The following is a 22,732-nucleotide window of genomic DNA, read 5'->3' on the forward strand; positions in this document are numbered from 1 at the left end:
GGGCGCGGCATGCCTGAGGGCGACACCGTCTTCCGCGCCGCGCATCGCCTGCACGAGGCGCTCGCCGGCACCGAGGTGGTGCGGTTCGACATCCGCGTGCCCGGCAGCGCCACCGCCGACCTGCGCGGCGAGACGGTGCACGAGGTGGTCCCGCGCGGAAAGCACCTGCTCGAGCGGATCGGCGACCACACGCTCCACTCCCACCTCAAGATGGAGGGCGCCTGGCACGTCTACCGCCGGGGCGGCTCGTGGCGGGCGCCCGAGCACAAGGCGCGCGCGATCGTCGGCAACGATCGGTTCGACACGGTGGGCTTCGACCTCGCGATGGTCGAGGTGCTCCCCACCCGCGACGAGGAGCGCATCGTCGGCCATCTCGGACCCGATCCCCTGGCCGACGACTGGGACCCCGCGGAGGCCGCCCGGCGCCTCGGCGCCGACCCGCGCCCCGTGCACGTCGCCCTGCTCGATCAGCGCAATGTCGCCGGATTCGGCAACGAGTACGCCAACGAGATCCTGTTCGTGCGCGGCATCCTCCCCTCGCGTCCGGCGACCGAGACGGATGCCGCGGCCGTCCTCGATCTCGGCGCCCGCATGATCCGCGCGAACGTCGTCCGCACCGAGCGCTCGTTCACCGGCGACGCCCGCGCGGGCCGCAGCACGTGGGTGTACGGCCGGGAGAACCGCCCGTGCCGGCGCTGCGGCACCCGCGTCCGCTCCGGTCCCCTGGGCGCGACGGCCACGAGCGAGCGCAACGTGTTCTGGTGCCCGGTCTGCCAGACCTGACCGGATCGAGGCATCCGCTCGGCCTCCGGCGACGAACAACCGATGCACGGGAATGATCCGTGGCATCTCGCGGTTGTTCATTTACTCGGTGCTTCCCGGGCACCGGCCGGAGGGAAATGTGGGCAAGAACTACATCGACATCGAGAACGACCGGGGCGAGACGCTGCGTTACCGCAAGCACGTCAACGGTCGGGGACTGGTCGCGCACGGCGCCAAGGTGCATGCGAGCGCGATCGTGGAGACCGGGGCCTATGTCGAACCCGGTGTGCAGATCGCCGCGGGCGCACACGTCGGCCGCGGGGTGTGGGTCGAATCCGACGCCATCATCGGCCCGAACGCAGACATCTCCCCGCACGCGCACATCGGATCGGGCGCCGCGATCGGAGCCGGAGCCAAGATCGGCATCCGCACCCAGGTGGGAACCGGGGCGCGGGTCGCGGTGGGTTCGCTCATCGGCGACGACGAGATCATCGCCGACGGCGAGCGTGTCGCGACCGACCGCAAGGGGCTGCGCCTGGCGGCCTGAGGGTCAGGCGAACAGGAACAGCACGAAGCCGATCAGCGGCAACGTGCCCTGGACGAGGGCGGGACGCAGGTACTTCGCGCCCGACGTCGTCAGCACGAGCGCGGCGGCGACCATCGAGCCGAGCGAGAACAGCACCAGCGTGCGTCCGGCGACATCGGCGACGGTTCCGCCGCCCCCTCCCGCCCAGAAGAGGGCGATGCCGATGATCGCGCCGATCGCGAGGAACAGGTTGTAGAAGCCCTGGTTGTAGGCCATCGGCTTGACCGTGTCGGCCGCAGCCTGGTCGGCGACGCCGAACCGCCGCCACACCCGCGGCTGCGTCCACTGCACGCTCTCCATCACGAAGATGTACACGTGCAGGAGCCCGGCGAGGGCGGCGAACACGGTGGCGATGATGGCGATCATGATCCGAACGATAGCGCCCGGCTACGCTGGCGGGGTGGCGAGAGGCGGCGTGGCGGGCAGCGGCGGCAGGCGTCGCGCAGCTCCGGGCGCACGGCGCACGGGCGGCGCGGCGGGCAGGAGGGCCGCCCCGAAGCCGTCTGCGAAGGCCGCCCCGAAAGTGCCTCGCCCCACCGTCGACCCGCCGGCGCCCGAGGCATCCGTCCCGCGCGTCTTCCGCCTGGGTGTGATCCCCGGGGCGACGCCCGGCAAGTGGGTGCAGGCATGGCGGGAGCGGATGCCGGCGGTCGCCGTGGAGCTCGTGCCCCTCGAGGTGCGCGACCAGCGCACCGCCCTGCTGTCGGGCGAGCTCGACGCCGCACTGGTGCGGCTGCCGCTCGAGGACGACGGACTGCACGTGATCCGACTGTACGACGAGGTGCCGGTGGTCGTCGTCAGCGCCGAGTCGGCGCTGACCGTCGCCGAACAGCTCGGCGCGGACGACCTCGTCGGCGAGGTGCTCGTCGTGCCGCGCGACGACGTCTTCGGGGCAGAGGTGCTGAGCGCCGCGATCCCGGGCGCAGCCTCCCCGCGCTTCGACCCGCCCGCCGACACCGGCGACGCGATCGCGACCGTCGCGGCCGGGGTCGGGATCGTCGTCGTGCCGATGTCGCTCGCGCGCCTGCACCATCGCAAGGACGCCGAGCACCGCCCGCTCCGGGGCGGCCCGACCTCGACGGTCGCCCTCGCGTGGCCGGCCGAGCGCACCACCCCCGACGTCGAGGCGTTCGTCGGCATCGTGCGCGGGCGCACCGCCCACTCTTCGCGCTGAGGCCGCACGACACGCGTCTGCGCCACGTTCCGGCGTTCGCCCGCACGAATCACTGTGGCAACCGCCCCGTTCGTGGCACGAACAAGGCAACGGCCGGTCCGGGCGACCGGGGGCAGAGGCGAGGGGATGTCGCCGACCTGGGTCTCTGCGACATCCCCTCCGGATCGGCTGCGGTCCCCATGCCCGAACATGTCCCCAGCACCGCGCGGCTCCCAGAGAGCGGAACCCCCCACCCGCCCTTGCACCACCGATCCGTATGACAGGAGCGCGCCGCGCCGGACCTGATACATCCCTGTCGAAGAACTGTCAGAAACCTGCCCCGTGGGCCTGGAACGGGGCCACGATACCGGTGCGATCGGATGCCTCGGCCAGCGCATCCGCCGCCGGCATCCCCGCTGCCAGAGCGCCGTGCATCTCGGCGAGCAGCTCGCAGGCGTCGTCGTCCGCGACGACCACGGGAGCAGCCACGACGCACAGACTGCCGGCGTGCAGCCACACGCGGGTCATCCCGATCGACTCCTCGCCCCACCGCACCGACGAGCGCCCGGCCTCGCACGCCGACAGCACCACCGTGCGCGGCGGACGCGGAATGCGGTCGACGTCGTAGCCGAACAGCGCGCCGTCCGCGAGCTCCAGCCCGGAGAACAGCGGGTTGTCGACCGCGTGCCGGCCGTGCGCGGCGATGTGCAGCAGGTCGACGTCGCCGGCGAGCGCGGCCACCTCGTCGACGGTGGCGGCCGGGAGGACGCGCGCGTCCCGCCACGCCGCCGCCGCGATGCGCACCTCCTCGTCGCCACGGGGCACGCGCGGACCCACCGCGAATCCGGCGGAGCGTGGCGCGGCATCCGTCCCCCGGTGGCGATGCACCCAGCGGGAGGCCGAGCCCGCGAGCGTGAACGCATGACCGCGCATGCCCGGCAGCATGCTCCAGGGGATGCCGGCCAGCGCGCCGGGCGCCGTCACGAGCAGGCGGCGCGTGCCCGCCGCGCGGGCGGGAGCATCCAGCAGCACGCGCGACAGTCCGGCGAGCCGATCGTGCAGCGAGGCCCGCACGACGCGCGCGAGCGGTCCCGTGCGCACCGAGGCGGCCATGTCGAGGTCGGCGCGCAGCCCCGCCATCGCCCGGCTCCCCGCGCCCCATTCGGGCAGCGGCACCAGCTGCACGCGCGAGCGCGTGACCACGAGCGCCGTGAGTCCGCGCTCGGACAGCACGTAGCCGAGGTAGCCGGTGTCGGGGTCGAGTTCGGCCCGCAGCTCGTCGAGGGTCGCGCGCTCCTCGGTCTGGATCGACCCGGTCTGCGCCCACTGCCGCTGGCGCGCCGCCGCCTGCAGCTCGGCCGCCCGCACACCCATCAGCGCATCCTGGTCGTCGGCGCGCAGCATCCGCAGCTCGGCGAGGTCGTCGGCCAGCGCGGGGTCGGGGGGCGGACGCAGGGGGACGATCTGGATGCTGTGATGCCGCGCCCGCTCCGACCATTCGAACACCGCCTCGGGTCGACCTGCGTCCACGGCCGAGGTCAGCCCCGTCCACAGCAGCCCGATGCCGTGCATCGCGGTCGAGGTCTGCAGGTCGAGGCTGCCGAAGTCGCGGCGCCACTGCGCCAGCGCGTCGAGCCCGGCCGCCGCATGCCGGCGCGCCCGCGCCCCCTGCCCGCGCACGGCCGCGCGTGTGGCCTGCACCTCGGAGGCGAGCAGTCGCACCTCCATCGAGGCGGACGGCGCGATCCGCACCCTCACGTCGTCGGTGAGCCCTCGACGGAGGCGGGAGAGTGCGGCCGAGAGCCGCAGCCCGGCGGCGTCGTTGCCGAACCCGGCGGCCGCCAGACTCCCCGCCACCTGGGCGACGACGGCGGCGGTCGGCGCGCGCCGCGCCGCCGTCCCTCCGCGTCGTCCGGTCGGTCCGCTGACGGAGCCTCCGGCCGCGACGGCCCCGTCGGACGGGCCCGCTCCCGCGTCGGCCACGAGCCCGGGAGCCGCCTCACCGTCGCGCGCGGCACGCCAGCCGTCCAGGGCGCCGCGCAGCCGCACCGCCTCGGCCCGCAGCGCCCAGCGCTCGTTGCCCTGCCGGCGGAACCGGCGCTGCGCGGCGGCGGCGTGCCGCTGCGCCCGCACCGGATCGTGCAGCAGCAGCGAGCGGGCGAGGTTCAGCTCGGCCTGCGCGCGATCGTGCGGCATGCGGTGGGTGCCGAACAGCTCCGCCGACCGGGTGAGGATGCGCTCGGCCTCGGTCACCAGACCGGCATCGCGCAGCACCTCGGCACGGTCGACGTCGCTGATCCCCGCCGCGACCGGCGACATCGCCGCCAGCGCCGGCCGGGCGCGCGCCATCAGCTGCATGGCTTCGACGAGGTCGCCGCGCAGCAGCGCGATGTAGCCCTCGTTGTGCAGCGCCTGCGCGGTGTCGGCCGCGTCGCCCCGCGCCCTGAAGAGCTCGGTGGCCCGCTGGGCGTCGGCGGCCGCGTCGGCGAGCCGCCGGCGCTGCATGTGCACGACGCTGCGATTCATGACGAGGTTGGCGAGCGCGTCGCTGCGCGTCTCCAGCGCGTCGATGCCCCGCGTGAGCCAGGTCTCCGCCTCGGCGAGGTTTCCGGCGTGCTCGGCGAGCGAGCCCATCTGACCGGCGAGGATCGCGAAGGTCTCGGGGCTGATCCCGTCGACCGCGAGCGCCGCGAGGCAGATCTCCGCGCCCGCGGCGACGTCGCCGGACCGGGCGACGATGTAGGCGCGCGTGCCGAGGATGCGCGCGGTCGTGTCGGGGCCGTCGGAAGCGCGCTCGGCGCGCTCCAGCAGGCGCAGCGCCGCGCCGTAGTCACCGCTGTTGGCCAGCCCCACGGCGACCTGGTGCTGCTCGCGGGCGGTGGCCGTCATCCCCCCATGATGGCGCTGCACCCGCCCGCGCCGGAACAGGAGTCCTCGCCCGCGACGGGGAGGCGGGGCTCACACGGTGCGGGGTCCGCGCGCCGCGAGCACCGGCTCCGCCGCAGCCAGCGCCTTCCGGAGCAGCTCGCCGCGTGCGCCGTCGGTCACCGGGCCGGCGGCGAGCTCATCGACCAGGGCCTCGGCGAGCATCCCCGCCACGTACGGCGCGGCGAACGACGTGCCGCTCCACAGTGCGAAGCCGCCGGCGAAGTCCTCCGGGTCGATCGTCTCGCGCCGCACCCGGTGACGGTCGTCGCGGCTGCCGGGCTGGGTGCCGCCGTTGAAGGGCGGCATGGTGCTCATCACCGCCGCGCCGGGCGCGTACGTCGTCACCCACGGACCGAGGTTGCTGAACAGCGCCATCGTGCCGTTGGGGTTGAGCGCCCCGACGGCGACGTGGGGTGCGGCGTCGGCCGGATCGTCGACGAGATAGTCGGCTCCGGCCCACTGCCACAGCGCCGCCGGGAAGCTCGGACGGTCGGTCGCGTCGTTGCCCGCCGAGCAGACCACCGCGCAGCCGCGCAGCCGGGCGGCCACCAGCAGCTGGCTGAGCGTGCGATCGAACAGGTCGTCCTCGGGGGTCTCGTGGTAGTACCCCAGCGACAGGTTGATCACGTCGATCGCGCGACCCCCGGCATCCGTCCCCAGCGCCATCCCCTTCACCAGCGACCGCACGGCGTACATGAAGTCGCCCTCGAGCACCGTGCCCTGGCTGTCGGCGACGCGGATCGCCACGAGGTCGGCGTCCGGGCACAGCTGCCGCACCACGCCGGCGATGAAGGTGCCATGACCGGATGCCTCGTCGAGCTCTCCGTCGTAGGGCCCCGCCACGTCGCCGTGCACCTCCGGGTCGGTCGAGGCATCCGTCATCCCCACGGTCCGGCCGTCGATCTCGGGCGAGCGGGTGACGATGTCGGAGGTCAGCCAGGGGTGTTCGCCGCAGCCGGTGTCGAGGATCGCCACGACCGGCCGGCGCCCGCCGTCGGTCGGCTGCACGCGACGCCGGGGCGCGGGCCCGAGATAGGTGGCGACCTGGCGTCCGCCGCTGCCGACGTCGCCGTAGCTGTCCATTCCGGGCGCGTTGGTGCGCGTGAACGGATTCGTGCGGGTGAATGGATTCGTGCGGGTGAACGGATTCGTGCGGGTGAACGGATCGACGTCGAGCACGTGGTCGAGCCCGACGCCCTCGATCGCGGCGCCGCCGTTGCGGGCGCGCGCCCGCTGCAGCAGGCGCCACGCGTCGATCGGGGGCACCGGCTGCGCCGCGTCGGGCTGCGGGTCGGGCACGATGCGCACCCGGTGGATCGTGGGCAGCGCGAACTCGGCGCGGGCGCGGCGCGTGCGGTCCACCGCGACGGGGAGCTCCACGGGCGTGCCGTCGAGGTTCTCCAGGCGCACGCCCCAGCCGAAGTCGGCCGCCGCCGCGGACAGCAGGTCGAGGATCTTCGCCAACCGCCCGACGTCGTCGGCGGTGGTCACCAGCAGGTGGTCGGAGTCGTACGAGGTCGGGTACGGCCGGATGCCGTCGATCGGCTCGCTCTTGGGGTCGAGCGACGTGCCGCGGGCGCGCGCGGCGTCGTAGCGCGACCTCCAGTCGTACCGCTGTCCGCCCGTCGCGTTCTCACCGTCGCTCATCGCGCCTCCCGCTCGTCGTCACCCGCATCGCGCCGCGTCACCCGCATCACACCTCGAACTGCGGCGTCTGGAACTCGTGGATCGTGCCGTCGGCGCCGCGCACCACGAGCCGCAGCCGCGACACCCCCGGCTCCACCGCATCGAAGGCGAACCGGCCGTGCTCGCCCGCGTCGGCGCTCCACTCCCGCTCGCCCTGGGCCAGACGGATCGCGAGGGCCGAGGCATCCACCCACCCGTCGATGCGGCGCCGTCCGCTCTCGGTCGCCGTCACGTGCACGAGCACGCTCGTCTCGCCGTCGCTGAACTGCAGTGTCGCGGTGTCGGCCTCGCCGCGCACCGCCGCGAGGTCGGCGCTCTCGACGAGGGTCAGGAGGGCGTACTCGCGGCTGAGGTCCTCGACGGCCACCGCGGCGACCATCCGGTCGACGAGGTCTGCCGGCATCGGATCGACCTCGCGCCATACCGAGCGCAGCCGGGCGAACAGTGCGGCGTCGGCCGCCGTATCCTCAGCGTCCATCGTCGTCTCCCGCCCATCCGTCATCCGTCAGCAGGGCACGCAGCTTGCCGAGGCAGCGCTGCCGGGTCGGTCCGATCGACCCGATCGGCATGGCGAGGTCCTGGGCGATGCGCGCGTAGTCGGGACGCTCCTCGAACGCGACGATGCGCAGCAGCCGCTGGCACCGCTCGTTCAGCCGGCCGACCGCCCCCCAGAGGCGCCCGGTCTCGGCCGCCTGCTGCGCGGTGCGCTCGGCGGACTCGGCCACCGGCAGGTGGGGTTCGAGGAACTCCGTCTCGGTCGGGTCGGCACGTCGTTGCAGCTTGCCCACCCGCCACGCCTCGCGACGCGCGCACATCGTCAGCCAGCCCGAGATGGCGAGCGGCTCGGTGATCGATTCGTGCCGGCGCACGAGGGTCATCCACGTCGACTGCACGACGTCTTCGGCCAAGGCCCGGTCGAGGCCGTACGAGCGCACCACGTGCCACAGCACCGGCGTCATGAGACGGACCAGTTCGTCCATCGCGCGCGTCTCCCCACCCCGCCAGCGCAGGAACAGCGCCGCGGCGCGCTCCCACCGGGGAGGATCGGATGCTGCGGTCGCCGCCTCGGCATCGTGGATCGCGGGCGACTCGGGCGCGCGCGCGACAGCACCCTCGACGGCCCCGGCCCCCGCCTGCTCGTCGAAAGGATGCGCACGGTCGTTGACGGCCGTCATAGCGCCCATTGTGTCCACACCAGGCAGGAGCGCGATAGTGCCCGCGTGATACATGACGGCCGGGAGGACGTCCCGGGCGGTCCGGCTTAGAATCCACCCCATGACCTCTGCACCCCTGCTCTACGTGTGCGTGCGTCCGCAGCGCGGCGCCGCGGAGGCCGAGTACGCGTCGTTCCGCCGGGGACTCCGGCTGGAGGAGGCGGATGTCGCGCAGCACGACCTCGTCCGGGCGCCGCTCCCGGCCGACGTGTTCGAGCGCTACGGCGGTTTCCTCGTCGGCGGGAGCCCGTTCAACCTGACCGACCCGGAATCGAGCAAGACCGAGACCCAGCGGCGCGTCGAGGCCGAGCTCGAGCGCATCGCCGGCGAGGCCGCGGCATCCCGCACCGCCGCGCTGTTCACCTGCTACGGGATCGGGGTCGCCACGCGCCTGCTCGGCGGCGTGGTGTCCCGCGCGCACCCCGAGGACACCGGTCCGGTCACGGTGGAGCTCACCGCCGAGGGCGGGCGCGACGCGCTGTTCGGCGGACTCGCGACCCGGTTCTCGGCGCTCACTGCGCACAAGGAGGGGGCGGGCGAGGTGCCGCCCGGGGCGGTGCTGCTGGCCACGAACGAGGCGTGCCCGGTGCAGGCCTACCGCGTCGGCGAGCGGCTGTACGCCACCCAGTTCCACCCCGAGCCGACCACGAAGGCGTTCACCGAGCGCATGGCGGTCTACCGCGACGACGGCTACTTCGCCGCCGAGGACTACGACCTGATCGCCGAGCGGGTGCTCGCGGCATCCCTCACCGAGCCCGCACGCCTGCTGCGCGCCTTCGCCCGCGCGTTCGGCCCCGCCTGACGCCGGCCGTCGGGGCCGGTCTTCTCGGCCGTTTCGGTTGGCAATTCAGGCTGCGCGGATCGGGCGTCGCCCGTCGCGCCCGAAACGGCGGGGATCCGCGGTCGGCGCGGGGTGAAGCAGCCTGAATTGTGAACACCGGGCCGGGTCGACAGGCGGACCGGGCGACGCTTCGACGGGCTCCGCGACCTGGACGGGCTCAGCGATGTCGACGGGCTCAGTCGACGTCGGGGCGCACCAGGCGCAGTCCCGCGATGACCACGGTCGGCAGGAGGACCACGGCGGCCACCAGCAGCGCGGTCACCCCGATCTCGGGCGCCGACGGCGCACCGGCGAGACGGGCGGCCGCGAGCCAGCACAGTCCCCACGCCAGGGCCAGGGCGGGCGCGATGCGCCAGCGGCCGAAGAAGCCGATCGCCAGCCCGATCAGCGCGACGACGACGAGCACGACGATGCCCCAGAGGGTGGCGGATGCCTCCCACGCGGCCGGCCCCGTCGCGGTGAGCCACGCGGCGGTGTTGGCGACCGTCGCCAGCGTCACCCACCCGAGGTGCAGACCCGTGACGCCGTCGATCAGCAGCGCGTCCAGGAAGCCCTCCCCCGTGAGCCGGCTCGTCACCGCGCGACGGAACGTGAGACCGAGCGCGACCAGCAGCACGACGATCGCGAGGACGGTGAGCGGCAGCGTCGCGAACTGCGCGACCACGAGCCAGAGGCCGTTGAGCACCATCGTGAGGGCGATCCACCAGCCAACCGTGCGCTGACGCAGGCGCGCGCGCTGACCCGGCAGCGCCTGCCAGATCGTGTAGGCGGCGAGACCGAGATAGATAGCCGACCAGATCGAGAACGCCGGTCGGGCGGGCGCGAGGTACGAGGCATCCGCGTCGAGCGCCCCGCCCTGCAGGTCCTGCACAGCGGTGCCGCCGAGCAGGCCGGTGCCCACCATGGCGCCGATGATCATGAAGCAGAACGCGGCGATCACCGCGATCTGCCGCCCGAGGTCGGCGGGACGGGATGCCTCGGTGTCGCTCATCCCCTCACGCTACGCATCCGCGCCGGGACGGCCCAGGCCTTGACAGCCGTCGTCGCCGCCGGTCAGGCGGGGGCGATGATCGCGGCGGAGTCGGGCGGGAGGATCGCTTCGCCGTCCTCGAGACGGGCGGTGTCGTCGGTGGAGAGCAGGATCACCCGTCCCGGGGCGACGTCCCACCCCACCTCGGACGCGGTGAGGTTGACGAGGATCGACAAGTCGCCGCGGCCGAGGGCGAACGCGCGGCGGCCGGGGTCGTCGTCGGAGCCGCCCGACATGGCGCGCAGCGCCGACCACGAGGCATCCCGAAGCTCCGGGCGCTCGCGGCGCAGCGCCGCGAGCCGGCGGTACAGGTCGAGCAGTCGCGCGTGCTCGCCGTCGGCGACCTCGGCCCAGTCGAGCTTCGAGCGGCGGAAGGTCTCGGGGTCCTGCGGGTCGGGGACGACCGACTCGTCCCAGCCCATCCGCACGAACTCGGCGAGCCGCCCCTTCCGCGTCGCCTCTCCGAGGTCGGGCTCGGGGTGCGACGTGAAGAACTGCCACGGGGTCGAGGCGCCCCACTCCTCCCCCATGAACAGCATCGGGGTGCCGGGCGTGGTGAGGGTGAGCACGGCCGCGACGGCGAGCCTGCCGTACGGCAGGTCCTGCGACATCCGGTCGCCGGCGGCGCGGTTGCCGATCTGGTCGTGGTCCTGGGCGAACGTGACGAGCCGCCATGTCGGCACCTCGCCGGGGATCGGGAAGCCGTGATCACGGCCGCGGAACGACGAGTACGTGCCGTCGTGGAAGAAGCCCTTCGTCCACACCTTCGGCAGGGCGTCGAGGGCGGCGAAGTCCTCGTAGTAGCCCGCCGTCTCGCCGGTGAGCGCGACGTGCACCGCGTGGTGCCAGTCGTCCGACCACTGCGCGCCGAGCCCGTACCCTCCGGGGCGCGTCTGGATGAGCCGCGGATCGTTGAGGTCGGACTCCGCGATGAGCGTGAGCGGCCGACCGAGCTGGGCCGACAGGGCATCGGATGCCTCGGCGAGCTGCTGCAGGATGTGCGGGGTGCGCTCGTCGTGCAGCGCGTGCACCGCGTCGAGGCGCAGCCCGTCGACGTGCATGTCGCGCAGCCACATCAGGGCGTTCTCGACGATGTAGGCGCGGACCGCGTCCTCGTCGAGGTCGATCGAATCGCCCCACGTGTTGCGCTGTCCGTCGCGGAGGTACGGGCCGAACTCGGGGAGGTAGTTGCCGCTCGGGCCGAGGTGGTTGTAGACGACGTCCTGGATCACCGCGAGGCCGCGCCCGTGCGCGGCATCGACGAACCGCTGATATGCCGCGGGGCCGCCGTACGACTCCTGCACGGCGTACCAGAGCACGCCGTCGTATCCCCAGTTCCACTGCCCGTTGAAGGCGTTCACCGGAAGCAGCTCGACGTGCGTGACGCCGAGATCGACGAGGTGGTCGAGGCGCGCGACGGCGGCGTCGAGGGTGCCCTCGGGTGTGAACGTGCCGATGTGCAGCTCGTATATCAGCGCGCCTTCGAGGGGGCGGCCGGGCCACGAGGCATCCGTCCACGCGAACAGTGACGGGTCGAACCACGCGGATGCCTCGTGCACCCCGTGCGGCTGCCGCCTCGAGCGCGGGTCGGGGCGCAGGTCGTCGCCCTCGCCGAGCACGAAGCCGTACTCGTCGCCGTCGGCGAGTGCGACGTCCGAGCGCCACCACCCGGCTTCTCCCGCGGTCAGCTCGGCGTCGCCGTGCCCGGGTCGTCGCAGTCGCACGCGCTCCGCACGCGGTGCCCACACCTCGATCATCCGCTCCTCCTCGTCCTGGGGTGTCGTGCCGTCGGACTCCGCTCGTTCCTGCGGCGCAGACGACTCCGGTCGCTCGCCGGAGCCATGCTGCCCGCGCCGCGGAATCCCGCGGCGCCCGGCCGCACCCCTGCACAGGCGACCGGAATCGTGCGCACCGCGCGCTCGGCAGCCCGACTCACTCGGCCACCAGCAGCGCGACGGGATACACCGCGAGCAGCTCGGCGAGCGGCACGTCTCCCGCGGCGAACGTACGGCCGGTGAGCGCATCCGAGGCCGCTGCCCGCAACGGCAGCCTCGTGTCCCCCCATCCACCGAGGGCCGCGAGGCCCACGGGCAGCCGTGTCGCGACGGCGATCGCGCCGCCGCGGTCGAACGCGACGACGTGACCGGATGCCTCCCCCGCCCCCTCCACCGGGGTGTACCGGGTGAACAGCTCGGGCCGGTCGCGGCGCAGGCGCAGGGTGCGGGAAACCAGCAGCAGCTTCGCGGCCCCCGACGCGTCGATCGGCGGGAGCTCGGCGCCCGGGGCGTCGAGGGCGGCCAGCATGCGGTCGCGTTCGGCGAAGGCGACGGGGCGACGGTTGTCGGGGTCGACGAGGGACATCTCCCACAGCTCCGAGCCCTGGTACACGTCGGGCACGCCGGGACCGGCGAGCTGCAGTAGCTTCGCCGACAGCGAGTTCGACCAGCCGTACGGGGCGATCTCGGCCGCGAAGCCGTCGATCAGCGCTGCCATCGCGGGGTCGTCGAACACCGCGTCGACCACGGCGTGCATGCGCTCCTCGAACGCCGCGTCGGGATCCCACCAGCCGGTCGCCTCCGCGGCCTCGCGCGACGCCTTCTCGGCGTAGGCGTGCAGTCGCTCGCGCGACGCGGGCCACGCCCCCACGATCGCCTGCAGCAGCAGGTTGTCGAAGGGTCCGTGTCCACTCGAGCGGCGAGCGCGGCATCCGTCCACCACCTCCGCCCACCGGTCGGGGAGCTCGGCCAGCACGTCGAGCCGGGCCCGCACGTCCTCGCCGCGCTTGGTGTCGTGCGTCGAGAGGGTCGTCATCGCTCGCGGCCAGGCGGCGAGCCGGGCCTCCTGCGCGGCGTGGAAGCCCGCGACCGGCAAGGCGAACACCGACGGATCGCCGCCGACCTCGGTGAGCGACCCGAGCCGCGTGAACCGGTAGAACGCGGTGTCTTCGACGCCCTTGGCCATGACCGGCCCGGTGGTCTGCTGGAAGCGCCGGGCCGCGGCGTGCGCCGGATCGGCCAGCACGGGCACGAGCCCGGCGATCGCTCCGGCGAGGTCGGGACGACGAGCGGATGCCTCGGCCGCCGCCTGGTCGAGATGCTCACGCCCCTCGGGAAGGTACGAGCGGTAGACCGGGAAACAGGCCAGCAGCTCGGCGAGGGCGTCGTCGGTCTCCGCGCCGCCGCCGTCGGGCAGTTCGCGCACGAGTCGGCGGATCTCGGCGACCTGGATCGTGTCGGCGATCATGCGCTTGGTGTCGTGGATGAGGTCGTGCCACGGCAGCGGTGCGGGCAGCCCCGTCTCGGCCCGCAGGCGCGCGTCGAGGGCGTCGAGGCCCGCCTGACCGGCCGGGTCGATGAGCACGCGGTCGATCTCGCCGAGCGCGTCGTAGCCGGTGGTGCCCGCGGTGTCCCACCAGGACGGCAGCTCCTCGCCGTGCTCGAGGATCTTCTCCACCAGCACGTACGGCTCGTCGGCGCCCGCCGCGCGCATCGCGGCGTCGAGCCGTGCGAGGTACGCGCCGGGGTCGAGCAGGCCGTCGGGATGGTCGACGCGGAGCCCGTCGGCGATGCCGTCGCGCACCCATCGCAGGATCTCGGCGTGCGTCGCGTCGAACACGCCGGGCAGCTCCACCCGCACGCCGGCGAGCGTCGTCACCGCGAAGAACCGGCGGTAGTTCAGCTCGCTCGCCTCGTCGCGCCAGAACCGCAGCTCGTAGTGCTGCCGATCGAGCACCGCCCGGATGTCGCCCGCACCCGCCGACCCGGGGGCCAGCGGCAGCTCGTGGTCGAAGTAGCGCAGCACGCCGTCGGGCGCCCGCCGCGTGCCCGCCGCATCCACCACGAGGTCGTCGATCACCTCGTCCAGCGGCGCCCCGAGGATCGGCACGCGCACGCGCCCGTCGGCGACCGCCCAGTCCACGTCGAACCACTCGGCGTACGCCGACTCCCGTCCGAGCCGCAGCAGGTCCCACCACGCCGCGTTCACCCGCGGCACGGCGACCCCCATGTGGTTGGGCACGATGTCGATCAGGATGCCGAGCCCGGCCGCCCGCGCGGCATCCGCGAACCTCTCCAGTCCCTCGGGACCGCCGCGGGCGGGGTCGACCGCCGACACGTCGACGACGTCGTAGCCGTGATCCGACCCCGGTGTCGCGGTCAGCAGCGGGGACAGGTAGGCCCACCCCGCGCCGAGGCGCTGGAGATAGCCGGTGACGGCGGCCGCGGCATCCAGATCGAACTCCGCCCGGATCTGCAGTCGGTAGGTCGACGTCGGAACGGCCACGGCGCTACCTCCGCAGCTCCGCCGGCGAGGAGTGCGGCGGGTTCTCGTTGTCGGCGAGCGCCACGAGCGATGCCGCGACGGAGTGGTCGACCTCCGGCTCGGGCACGTCGTGCTCGCACAGCACCATGAGCGCCTTGGCTTCGATCGCGATGTCGTCGCCCGGTTCGATCGGGGCGGAGTCGGCGCGCTGCCCGGCGGTGTCCACCAGCACGTCCCATTTCGGGCTGTACTCGTCGGTCGGCAGGGTGAAGTCGACCGGCTCGTCACCGGCGTTGAACAGCACGATGAAGTGCTTGTCGCTGATCGGCTCGCCGCGGCTGTCGCGCTCGCGGATGCCGCCGCCGTTGAGGAACACCCCGACCGCGCGGCCGAAGCCGGAGTCCCAGTCCTCCGGCTGCATCGTCGTGCCGTCCGGGCGCAGCCACACGATGTCCGGCACGGGAGCGCCCTCTTCGCGGCGCACCGGGCGGCCGTTGAAGAACCGGCTGCGGCGGAACGTGGGGTGGTCGCGGCGCAGCCGCACGAGCGCCGCGGTGAACTCGATCAGCGGCTGGTCGATCGACTCCCAGTCGAGCCAGGTGATCTCGTTGTCCTGCGCGTAGCCGTTGTTGTTGCCGCCCTGCGTGCGACCGAGCTCGTCGCCGTGCAGCAGCATCGGCACACCCTGGCTGAGCAGGAGGGTCGCGATGAAGTTGCGCTGCTGGCGCGAGCGCATGGTGTTGACCTTCGGGTCGTCGCTCGGCCCCTCGACGCCGTTGTTGCTCGAGCGGTTGAACGACTCCCCGTCGTTGTTGTCCTCGCCGTTGGCCTCGTTGTGCTTCTCGTTGTACGACACCAGATCGCGCAGCGTGAAGCCGTCGTGGGCGGTGACGAAGTTGATGGATGCCACGGGCCGGCGTCCGGAGTGCTCGTACAGGTCGGCCGACCCGGTCAGGCGCGACGCGAACTCGCCGAGCGCCTGCGGCTCGCCGCGCCAGAAGTCGCGCACGGTGTCGCGGTACTTGCCGTTCCACTCGGTCCACTGCGGCGGGAAGTTGCCCACCTGGTAGCCGCCGGGGCCGACGTCCCACGGCTCGGCGATGAGCTTGACCTGCGAGACCACCGGATCCTGCTGGACGAGCTCGAAGAACGCCGCGAGCCGGTCGACGTCGTAGAACTCGCGCGCCAGGGTCGAGGCGAGGTCGAAGCGGAACCCGTCGACGTGCATCTCCAGCACCCAGTAGCGCAGCGAGTCCATGATCAGCTGCAGGGTGTGCGGGTTGCCGACGTTGAGGCTGTTCCCGGTGCCGGTGTAGTCCGTGTAGTACCGCTTGTCGTTGTCCTCGAGGCGGTAGTAGGCGGGGTTGTCGATCCCCCGCATCGAGAGGGTCGGTCCGAGGTGGTTGCCCTCGGCGGTGTGGTTGTAGACCACGTCGAGGATGACCTCGATGCCCGCCTCGTGCAGCGCGCGCACCATGCCCTTGAACTCCTGCACCTGCTGGCCGCGCTGGCCCGACGAGGCGTAGGTGTTCTGCGGGGCGAGGAACGCGACGGTGTTGTAGCCCCAGTAGTTCGACAGCCCCTTGTCCTGCAGCGTCGAGTCGTTGACGAACTGGTGCACCGGCATGAGCTCGAGCGCCGTCACGCCGAGCTTCTTGAGGTGATCGATCACGGCGGGGTGGGCGATGCCGCTGTAGGTGCCGCGGAGGTCTTCCGGGATGAGCGGGTGCAGCTGGGTGAGGCCCTTCACGTGCGCCTCGTAGATGAAGGTCTCGGCGTAGGGCGTCTTCGGCAGGCGGTCGCCCGACCAGTCGAAGAACGGGTTGATCACGACGCCCTTCATCATCGACGCGGCCGAGTCGTCGTCGTTGCGCGAGTCGGGGTCGCCGAAGTCGTACGAGAACACCGACTGCCCCCACTCGACCTGGCCCTCGACGGCCTTCGCGTAGGGGTCGAGCAGAAGCTTGTTCGGGTTGTACCGCTGACCGGATGCCGGGTCGTACGGTCCGTGCACGCGATAGCCGTACCGCTGCCCGGGCTGGACGTTGGGCAGGTAGGCGTGCCAGACGAAGGCGTCGACGTCGACGAGCGGGATGCGCGTCTCCTTGCCGCGGTCGCCGAACAGGCAGAGCTCGACCTTCTCGGCGCCCTCGCTGAACAGCGCGAAGTTGGTGCCGTTTCCGTCGAAGGTCGCCCCGAGTGGATAACTCGATCCCGGCCACGCGTGCATGCGATCCTCTTCCTGAAGGGACTTCACCCTATCCCGCTGATGTTGCGCGGCCGTGTCGGTCATGGCTTCGAGGATGCCGTACCGGCCGGATCGCCGCCGACCCTTGACAGCCGGCCGCCGGAGCATCCTTCCGGAGGCGGAGGGGCGTCCGATCGATGGATCCCCGGATCAGGTCGCGCCCGCCGGCGGGTGGGTGAGCAGCTCGATGCGCTCGGCGAGATACCGCTCCAGCGGGACGTGGCCGCCGGCCGCGCTCCAGCGGACGCTCGGCACTCCGTCGCGGAGCGAGAGGGGGCCGGATGCCTCCCCCGCCGCGACGGCGGACAGGTCGATCGCCTCCCACCCGAGGTGCACGGTCTCCCCCTCGGCGTAACCGCCGCGCCGCGCGGCGGCCGCGATCTCGGCCCGGTGGCGCTGCGCCTCGGACGGGAACCCGCGGCGCGCCTCCTCTCGGGCGCGCACGACGTCGCCGGTGGCGTACACCGCGTCGTCCCCGAGCAGCAGCACCCCGAGATGCCAGGCCTCACCGCGGCGGAGCACGCGCGGCGCGCGCGGGATGCCGAGCGTGCGGCGTCCGGTCTGCAGCTCGCCGAGCGCCTCGCGAGGCGCGCCCGCCAGATGCCGCCGGGCGTCGGCGAGGAGCGCGTCGAGCATGGCGGCGGGCCCGTCGGGACTGCTCACGCGGGCTCCTCGGAGATCGCCTCGCGGACGCTCCGCCGCTCGCCGCGGAGGGTCATGCCCACCAGCGGGAAGACGAGCACCGACAGCATCCCCGCCCCCACCAGCATGGCGGCGTGCGACGTCGACAGCACGTGCGCGTCGACCCCCGCGGCGGTCACGGCCACGATGATCGGCAGGCCCGTCGCCCCCATGAAGGCGATCGACAGCCGACCGCGGGTGCTCGCCCCCGGCGGCGCCGCGAGCATCGACGGGATGCCGCGCACCACCAGGAGTGCCAGGAGCGCGGCCACGACGCCCACCAGGAGCACCGGCGCCTGCAGGAGCGCGGCCAGGTCGAACGTGACGCCGGTGTAGACGAAGAAGATGGGCACGAGGAAGCCGAACGCGATCGCCTCGATCTTGCTCTCGACGGCCTCCCGGTCGCGCGGGTCGGCCTCACGCATCGCCAGCCGCCACACGATGCCCGCGGTGAACGCGCCCAGGAGCATGTCGATGCCCAGGAGCAGGCTCACCGCGACGAGCGCGGCGAGGATGAGGAGCACGACCCGCACCGCGAACTGCCCCGAGGTGTGCAGGGTCGCGTTCACGGCCCGGTGCAGCGCGCCCTGCGGAATGCGCAGCGCCCACCACACGGCCGCGGCCGCGATGACCGCGAAGACGGCCAGCACGACCGTCGCCGGCCCCGGGCTCCGGCTGCCGAGGAAGACCGAGACGGCCAGCAGCGGACCGAACTCGCCCACCGCGCCGAGGGCGCTCACGCTGTGCCCGAACGGCGTGCTCAGCTCGCCGGCGTCGCGGAGGATCGGGAGGAGCGTGCCGAGCGCGGTGGAGCACAGCGCGATGCCGAGCACGATCGCCGCCTCGCCGGGCGCCAGGATCCAGCCCAGCGCCACGCCGGCGGCGAGGCTGATCACCCAGCCGAGAGCCGCCCGGGCGCCGGTGCGTCCTCGCAGCGCGGCGACCTGGATCTCGGTGCCGGCGACGAAGAAAAGCATCGCGAGTCCGAAGTCCGAGAGCGTGTCGGCGAAGCCCGACGGCTGCGCCCAGTTCAGCACGTTCGGGCCCACCACGATGCCGAGCACCAGTTCGAACACGACGATCGGCACGGGCAGCCACGGCGCGATGCCGCGGGCCAGCAGCGGGGCGACGACGGCGACGAGCGGGATCACGAGCAGGGTGCTCAGGTCGACGTTCACGCGCTCAGAGTAGCGAGCGGGATGCCGGGGGCGGGGTTCCGCGGACGGCGGCGCGCGGGACAGGCGGGCCGCAGCGCGCCGGACAGGCGGACCGGCGGGCGTCAGGGGCCGGCCGAGGGTCTCCTGGGCCGACGGGCGTCAGCGGGCGGCCACGTGGCGGTCGAGGAACTCCATCAGCCCCGGGATGGCGAGGTAGGCGACCGTGCCGTGGGTGGCGAAGGAGATCTGCTCGAACGTGACGTCGATGCCGAGGGCCTGCTCGTGCGCGACGAACGCCGCCGTGTCGGCCGGGATCACGAGCTGGTCGTCGCCGCCCTGCGCCACGAACAGCGGCGCGTCGAACGCCACCTGGCCGGCGGAGTTCTCGGCCAGCAGCGTCTTCCACGGCTCGGTCGTGGTCGGGTCGGCCCGGAAGAAGTTCCCCACGAGCGGCTGCCCGATCGCGTGCAGCTGCGGGATGCTCGTCAGCAGGCACAGGGCGTTCATGGACGGCATGGCCGCGACCGCGTCGGGGGTGAGGATGTCGTCCAGCTGCGCGCCGGGAGTGCTCGGCCCGTAGATCCCGGCGTACGCGGTGAAGGCGTACGAGCCGATCGTGACGCCCGAGATGTCGTCGAGGTGCGCCTTCATGAGGTCGGTCAGGTTCGCGGCCGGCGCGGCCACGGCCACCGCCTGGAGGTCGAGCTCGGGGGCGTACGCCGCCGCGAGCTCGGCGGCGCGCAGCACCGCCTGCCCTCCCTGCGAGTGGCCCCACAGGATCACGCGATCGCTCGCCTCGGCCGCCGGGATCGCCTGTGCCGCGCGCACCGCGTCGAGCATGTTGTGCGCCTCGGTGGCGCCCACGAGGTAGGAGTCGGGGCCGGGCGTGCCCATGCCGGCGTAGTCGGTCCCGACGACGGCGTAGCCGCGGTCGAGGAGCGCGCGCAGGCCCTCGATCCCGATGAAGGGGTCGAAGCCGTACGACGGCGCGCACGCGGCGGCCGAGCCGGTGGTGGGATGCCCCCACGACAGCACGGTGCGCCCGCCGGGCGGGGCGGGGGCGAGGGGCACGACGAGGATGCCGGTGACCACGACATCCTTCCCGTTCAGGTCGGTGGAGTGGTACATCAGGCGCCATGCCCGCGAGGCGAGCGGGGTGCCGGTGAGCTCCTGGCTTTTGATGAGAGCGCCCGGCGTCCCCGTCGGGACGGGCGAGGGCGCGGCGTAGAACGCGGCCCGGGAGTCTCCGGCGCCGACGTCGCCGAGCAGGCGCAGCTCCTGGGCACCGATGAGCCCGCCGATCAGCGCGAGCACGACGGCGAAGACACCGGCCGAGATGGCGTGCCGGCGTCCGCTGCGTGCGTGGGTGCGCTCCCCCATGGCTCGATCTTGGCCTACTCGCTCCGCAGACGCCGCCCTGGTTTCGCCGCGCACCCTCCGGCGAGACCGCACCGCGGCATCGAAACCCGTGCGGTCCGCCGCGGTCTCGATGCCGCAGTGCAGTCTCGCCGGAGGAGGAGGGGCGAGGGGCGGGGCGGGGCGGGGGCGGGTCAGTCGAGCGCGGAGCGCGCGGCCCGGGCGGCGGACGAGGCGGATGCCGCGGCCTTCGCGGCCTCGGCGCGGTCGGTCTCGATCTCGGCCAGCGCGGTGGCGGCGGCATCCGCGTCGGTCTCGAACTTCCGCAGCTCGCCGCGCAGGTCGTCGATGCGCTCCCGGAGGTGGTCGAGGCGCTCCTGCGCCTTCTCTTTGCGCGCGTCGATGCGGGCCAGCTCTCGGGCGGACTCGTTCTCGAGCCGCTCGGCCTCGCGCGCGGCCTTCTCCGCCGCCTTGCGCGCGCGTCGCTCGGCGAGGTCGTCGCGCGGCGCGGGCGCCGCGGCACCGGGGAGCGATCCGCCGACCGCGTCGGGAAGGTCGGCCGGGTCGAATGCGCCGGCCTCGAGCGCGGTGACCAGCCGTCCGGTGAGCACCGCCGCTGCAGCGTCGGCGTCGACGATCGCCGCGTTGAGGGTCTTCTCGACGTCGTCCCGCGCCGCCGCGCTCACCGGGACGCCCGCGTCGGCGGCGAGACCCGCGGCCTGACCGGCGAGCGCGGCCACGAGCGCGCGGCGCTGGCGCGAGAGCTGGGCGAGCTCGGCGGCATCCAGGTCGTCCTGCGCCTCCCGCAGCGCTGCGGACAGCTCGACCGCCTCGGCGACCTGCCCCTCGCGCACGAGGAGATTCACCGCCCACGCGGCGACCGTGGGCTTGCGCAGAGCCTTCACCCGCGCGGTGATCGCACGGTCCGCTGCCGTGGCGCGGGCGTTGCGGGCCGCCGTGAACCCGGCAGGCGGCAGCACGTAGAGCTCCTCGGCGATCGCGTCGACCGCGGCGATCTCGTCGCCCGCGGCATCCTCGTCCCCGTCCGGCATGGCCCCATTCTGCTCCGCGGGAGGGGCGGTGTGCACGACTCCGGCTCGTCGGCCCGGGTGCGACCGCCGGGCCGCGGAACTCCGGACCGGTATCCCGGCGGCCGGAGCGGATAGCCGGAGTTGTGCACCCGCAGCCACGGAGGGGATGCCCCGGGGGGTACCGGGTGCCGGCGGATGCCGGGGGTACCGGGTGCCGGCGAGTGCGGGGGGGATCCCGGGGGTACCGGGTGCGGGCGGATCCCGGGGGGAGCGGGCGGGGTGCCTGGCCTCGTGCGGGCCTTCCGCCTGGGCCGGGGCAGTGGTCCGGCGTTCACAACTCAGGCTGGTCTGCCCGGGCGCGGCCGATCAGCCACGGAAGTCCGAACCCCTGCGGCGCCGCCGTACGCGCGCAGCCTGAGTTGTGCGCGCGGCGCCGGCGGCGCGGGTCAGGCGACGATGCGGGCCGCCTGGCGCGCGGCGCCGAGCGCGACGTACTCGCCGGGCTCGGGCACCTCGACGGGCAGGCCGAGCACGAGCGGCGCGATCGCCCGCACGGCCTCGGACTGCGCCCCGCCGCCGACGAGGAGCGCCCGTTCGAGCGGCACACCGAGCGCGCGGAGGGCGTCGAGCCCCGCCGACAGTCCGCCGAGCATCCCCTCGACCGCGGCGCGGGCGAGGTTCTCTCGGGTCGTCGAGGCGAGCGTCATGCCGGTGAGGGACGCCGTCGCGTCGGGCAGATTCGGCGTGCGCTCGCCCTCGAAGTAGGGCACGAGGGTGAGGCCCCTGGCGCCGGGGCCAGCAGCGAGGGCGAGGCGGCTGAGCTCGGCGTGGTCGGCGCCGAGGAGGCGCGCGATCGCGTCGAGCACGCGCGCGGCGTTGAGAGTGGCCACGAGCGGCAGGAACCGTCCGCCCGCGTCGGCGAACCCCGCGACCGTACCCGTGGGATCGATCGTGCGCTCCTCGCTCACCGCGAAGACGGTGCCGCTCGTGCCGATCGAGACCACGACGTCGCCCGGCCGGGCGTCCAGGCCCAGCGCGGCGCCCGCGTTGTCGCCGGCGCCCGGTCCCACGCGGCGCCCGTCCGCGTCGAGCACCCAATCGTGAGGACCCAGCACGCGCGGCAGCACCGCATCGTGGCCGAGCGCGGAGACGAGCAGCTCGCGGTCGTACGCACCGGTGCGGGGGTCCCAGTAGCCGGTACCCGAGGCATCCGACCGGTCCGTCGTGAGCTCGTCGAGCACCGGACCGCGCGGCGAGTCCGGACCGAATCCGCGCAGGCGCCACGTGAGCCAGTCGTGCGGGAGGGCGACGGCCGCGACGCGCGCCGCGTTCTCGGGTTCCGAATCGCGCAGCCACCGGAGCTTGGTGAGGGTGAAGGATGCCACGGGCACGAGGCCGGTGCGCTCGGCCAGCGCCTCCGCACCGAACTCGGCGATGAGGTCGGCCGCGGCGCCCGCCGAGCGGGTGTCGTTCCAGAGGAGCGCGGGCCGGATGACCCGGCCGTCGGCATCGAGCGCGACCATGCCGTGCTGCTGTCCGCCGATCGCCCAGGCGGCGACGTCGTCGAGGCCGCCGGCGTCGGCGATCGCGGACCGCAGAGCGCTCCACCACGCCTCGGGGTCGACCTCTGTGCCGTCGGGGTGCGATGCCCGTCCCTCGCGCACGACGCGCAGCACGGCATCCGTGCGCCCATCGCCGTCGTCGCCGACACCGACTTCGGCGATCACGACCTTGCACGACTGCGTCGACGAATCGACACCCATCACCCGCGCCATGGCGCCTCCTCAGCTCTGCGTTCT

General features: G+C 73.6%; 18 protein-coding genes. 4 read left to right on the forward strand and 14 right to left on the reverse strand.

Going from position 1 to position 22,732, the window contains the following annotated elements:
- Positions 1 to 9 precede the first annotated feature (9 nt).
- Positions 10 to 783: a DNA-formamidopyrimidine glycosylase family protein gene (locus ACSJDX_RS01590; protein ID WP_438353850.1), complete on the forward strand. Its 774-nt coding sequence runs from the start codon at positions 10 to 12 to the stop codon at positions 781 to 783.
- A 118-nt stretch (positions 784 to 901) separates the two neighbouring features.
- Complete coding sequence (locus tag ACSJDX_RS01595; protein WP_438353851.1) at positions 902 to 1,309, forward strand: transferase; 408 nt, start codon at positions 902 to 904, stop codon at positions 1,307 to 1,309.
- 3 nt (positions 1,310 to 1,312) lie between these two features.
- Here the strand turns inward: ACSJDX_RS01595 and ACSJDX_RS01600 are convergent, their stop codons facing one another.
- On the reverse strand, positions 1,313 to 1,714 hold the full coding sequence (locus tag ACSJDX_RS01600; RefSeq protein WP_438353852.1) for a DUF1304 domain-containing protein: 402 nt from the start codon (positions 1,712 to 1,714) through the stop codon (positions 1,313 to 1,315).
- A gap of 157 nt (positions 1,715 to 1,871) precedes the next feature.
- Between ACSJDX_RS01600 and ACSJDX_RS01605 the strand changes: the two genes are divergently transcribed.
- The gene (locus tag ACSJDX_RS01605) at positions 1,872 to 2,522 is read left to right on the forward strand and encodes a LysR substrate-binding domain-containing protein (protein WP_438353853.1); all 651 of its coding nucleotides are present in this window, start codon (positions 1,872 to 1,874) and stop codon (positions 2,520 to 2,522) included.
- Positions 2,523 to 2,828: 306 nt separating this feature from the next.
- Here ACSJDX_RS01605 and ACSJDX_RS01610 read toward each other — a convergent pair whose 3' ends face one another.
- From ACSJDX_RS01610 to ACSJDX_RS01625, 4 genes are all read right to left on the reverse strand, one after another.
- A complete protein-coding gene (locus ACSJDX_RS01610; RefSeq protein ID WP_438353854.1) occupies positions 2,829 to 5,390 on the reverse strand; it encodes a CHAT domain-containing protein in 2,562 nt (853 codons plus the stop codon).
- 69 nt (positions 5,391 to 5,459) lie between these two features.
- Positions 5,460 to 7,076, reverse strand: coding sequence for a S8 family peptidase (locus ACSJDX_RS01615; protein ID WP_438353855.1), 1,617 nt, complete (start codon positions 7,074 to 7,076; stop codon positions 5,460 to 5,462).
- A 46-nt stretch (positions 7,077 to 7,122) separates the two neighbouring features.
- Positions 7,123 to 7,593, reverse strand: coding sequence for a hypothetical protein (locus tag ACSJDX_RS01620; RefSeq protein ID WP_438353856.1), 471 nt, complete (start codon positions 7,591 to 7,593; stop codon positions 7,123 to 7,125).
- Positions 7,583 to 8,290 (reverse strand): RNA polymerase sigma factor, encoded by a 708-nt coding sequence (locus ACSJDX_RS01625; protein ID WP_438353857.1) that lies wholly within the window; start codon positions 8,288 to 8,290, stop codon positions 7,583 to 7,585. The genes ACSJDX_RS01620 and ACSJDX_RS01625 overlap by 11 nt, the downstream gene beginning before the upstream one ends.
- A 100-nt stretch (positions 8,291 to 8,390) precedes the next feature.
- Between ACSJDX_RS01625 and ACSJDX_RS01630 the strand changes: the two genes are divergently transcribed.
- On the forward strand, positions 8,391 to 9,131 hold the full coding sequence (locus ACSJDX_RS01630) for a glutamine amidotransferase-related protein (protein ID WP_438353858.1): 741 nt from the start codon (positions 8,391 to 8,393) through the stop codon (positions 9,129 to 9,131).
- A 214-nt stretch (positions 9,132 to 9,345) separates the two neighbouring features.
- Here the strand turns inward: ACSJDX_RS01630 and ACSJDX_RS01635 are convergent, their stop codons facing one another.
- From ACSJDX_RS01635 to ACSJDX_RS01675, 9 genes are all read right to left on the reverse strand, one after another.
- Entirely contained in the window at positions 9,346 to 10,161 is an 816-nt protein-coding gene (locus ACSJDX_RS01635) for a TspO/MBR family protein (RefSeq protein ID WP_438353859.1), read from the reverse strand.
- 62 nt (positions 10,162 to 10,223) lie between these two features.
- Positions 10,224 to 11,957: a malto-oligosyltrehalose trehalohydrolase gene (gene treZ, locus ACSJDX_RS01640; protein ID WP_438353860.1), complete on the reverse strand. Its 1,734-nt coding sequence runs from the start codon at positions 11,955 to 11,957 to the stop codon at positions 10,224 to 10,226.
- A gap of 175 nt (positions 11,958 to 12,132) precedes the next feature.
- Positions 12,133 to 14,481 carry a malto-oligosyltrehalose synthase gene (gene treY / locus ACSJDX_RS01645; RefSeq protein ID WP_438353861.1) on the reverse strand — a complete coding sequence of 783 codons (2,349 nt, stop codon included), beginning with the start codon at positions 14,479 to 14,481 and terminating at the stop codon, positions 12,133 to 12,135.
- Positions 14,482 to 14,485: 4 nt separating this feature from the next.
- Positions 14,486 to 16,690: a glycogen debranching protein GlgX gene (gene glgX, locus ACSJDX_RS01650; RefSeq protein ID WP_438355026.1), complete on the reverse strand. Its 2,205-nt coding sequence runs from the start codon at positions 16,688 to 16,690 to the stop codon at positions 14,486 to 14,488.
- A gap of 168 nt (positions 16,691 to 16,858) precedes the next feature.
- Positions 16,859 to 17,371: a glutaminase gene (locus ACSJDX_RS01655; RefSeq protein ID WP_438353862.1), complete on the reverse strand. Its 513-nt coding sequence runs from the start codon at positions 17,369 to 17,371 to the stop codon at positions 16,859 to 16,861.
- The gene (locus ACSJDX_RS01660) at positions 17,368 to 18,567 is read right to left on the reverse strand and encodes a cation:proton antiporter (RefSeq protein WP_438353863.1); all 1,200 of its coding nucleotides are present in this window, start codon (positions 18,565 to 18,567) and stop codon (positions 17,368 to 17,370) included. Before ACSJDX_RS01660 ends, ACSJDX_RS01655 begins: the two co-directional genes overlap by 4 nt.
- A 138-nt stretch (positions 18,568 to 18,705) precedes the next feature.
- Entirely contained in the window at positions 18,706 to 19,926 is a 1,221-nt protein-coding gene (locus ACSJDX_RS01665) for an alpha/beta fold hydrolase (protein ID WP_438353864.1), read from the reverse strand.
- Between the two features lie 170 nt (positions 19,927 to 20,096).
- Positions 20,097 to 20,954 carry a transposase gene (locus ACSJDX_RS01670; protein WP_438353865.1) on the reverse strand — a complete coding sequence of 286 codons (858 nt, stop codon included), beginning with the start codon at positions 20,952 to 20,954 and terminating at the stop codon, positions 20,097 to 20,099.
- Between the two features lie 425 nt (positions 20,955 to 21,379).
- Positions 21,380 to 22,708 (reverse strand): xylulokinase, encoded by a 1,329-nt coding sequence (locus ACSJDX_RS01675; protein WP_438353866.1) that lies wholly within the window; start codon positions 22,706 to 22,708, stop codon positions 21,380 to 21,382.
- Positions 22,709 to 22,732: the final 24 nt, after the last annotated feature.

The organism is Microbacterium fluminis (genome assembly GCF_051549805.1).
Classification (GTDB): domain Bacteria; phylum Actinomycetota; class Actinomycetes; order Actinomycetales; family Microbacteriaceae; genus Microbacterium.

Bases quoted from the DNA above. Each gene is read 5' to 3' on its own strand.
- ACSJDX_RS01620 (WP_438353856.1), bottom strand. From the start codon at position 7,593: ATGGACGCTGAGGATACGGCGGCCGACGCCGCACTGTTCGCCCGGCTG.
- ACSJDX_RS01600 (WP_438353852.1), bottom strand. From the start codon at position 1,714: ATGATCGCCATCATCGCCACCGTGTTCGCCGCCCTCGCCGGGCTCCTG.
- ACSJDX_RS01670 (WP_438353865.1), bottom strand. From the start codon at position 20,954: ATGCCGGACGGGGACGAGGATGCCGCGGGCGACGAGATCGCCGCGGTC.
- ACSJDX_RS01590 (WP_438353850.1), top strand. From the start codon at position 10: ATGCCTGAGGGCGACACCGTCTTCCGCGCCGCGCATCGCCTGCACGAG.
- ACSJDX_RS01675 (WP_438353866.1), bottom strand. From the start codon at position 22,708: ATGGCGCGGGTGATGGGTGTCGATTCGTCGACGCAGTCGTGCAAGGTC.
- ACSJDX_RS01630 (WP_438353858.1), top strand. From the start codon at position 8,391: ATGACCTCTGCACCCCTGCTCTACGTGTGCGTGCGTCCGCAGCGCGGC.
- treZ (WP_438353860.1), bottom strand. From the start codon at position 11,957: ATGATCGAGGTGTGGGCACCGCGTGCGGAGCGCGTGCGACTGCGACGA.
- ACSJDX_RS01610 (WP_438353854.1), bottom strand. From the start codon at position 5,390: ATGACGGCCACCGCCCGCGAGCAGCACCAGGTCGCCGTGGGGCTGGCC.
- glgX (WP_438355026.1), bottom strand. From the start codon at position 16,690: ATGCACGCGTGGCCGGGATCGAGTTATCCACTCGGGGCGACCTTCGAC.
- ACSJDX_RS01665 (WP_438353864.1), bottom strand. From the start codon at position 19,926: ATGGGGGAGCGCACCCACGCACGCAGCGGACGCCGGCACGCCATCTCG.
- ACSJDX_RS01635 (WP_438353859.1), bottom strand. From the start codon at position 10,161: ATGAGCGACACCGAGGCATCCCGTCCCGCCGACCTCGGGCGGCAGATC.
- ACSJDX_RS01625 (WP_438353857.1), bottom strand. From the start codon at position 8,290: ATGACGGCCGTCAACGACCGTGCGCATCCTTTCGACGAGCAGGCGGGG.
- ACSJDX_RS01615 (WP_438353855.1), bottom strand. From the start codon at position 7,076: ATGAGCGACGGTGAGAACGCGACGGGCGGACAGCGGTACGACTGGAGG.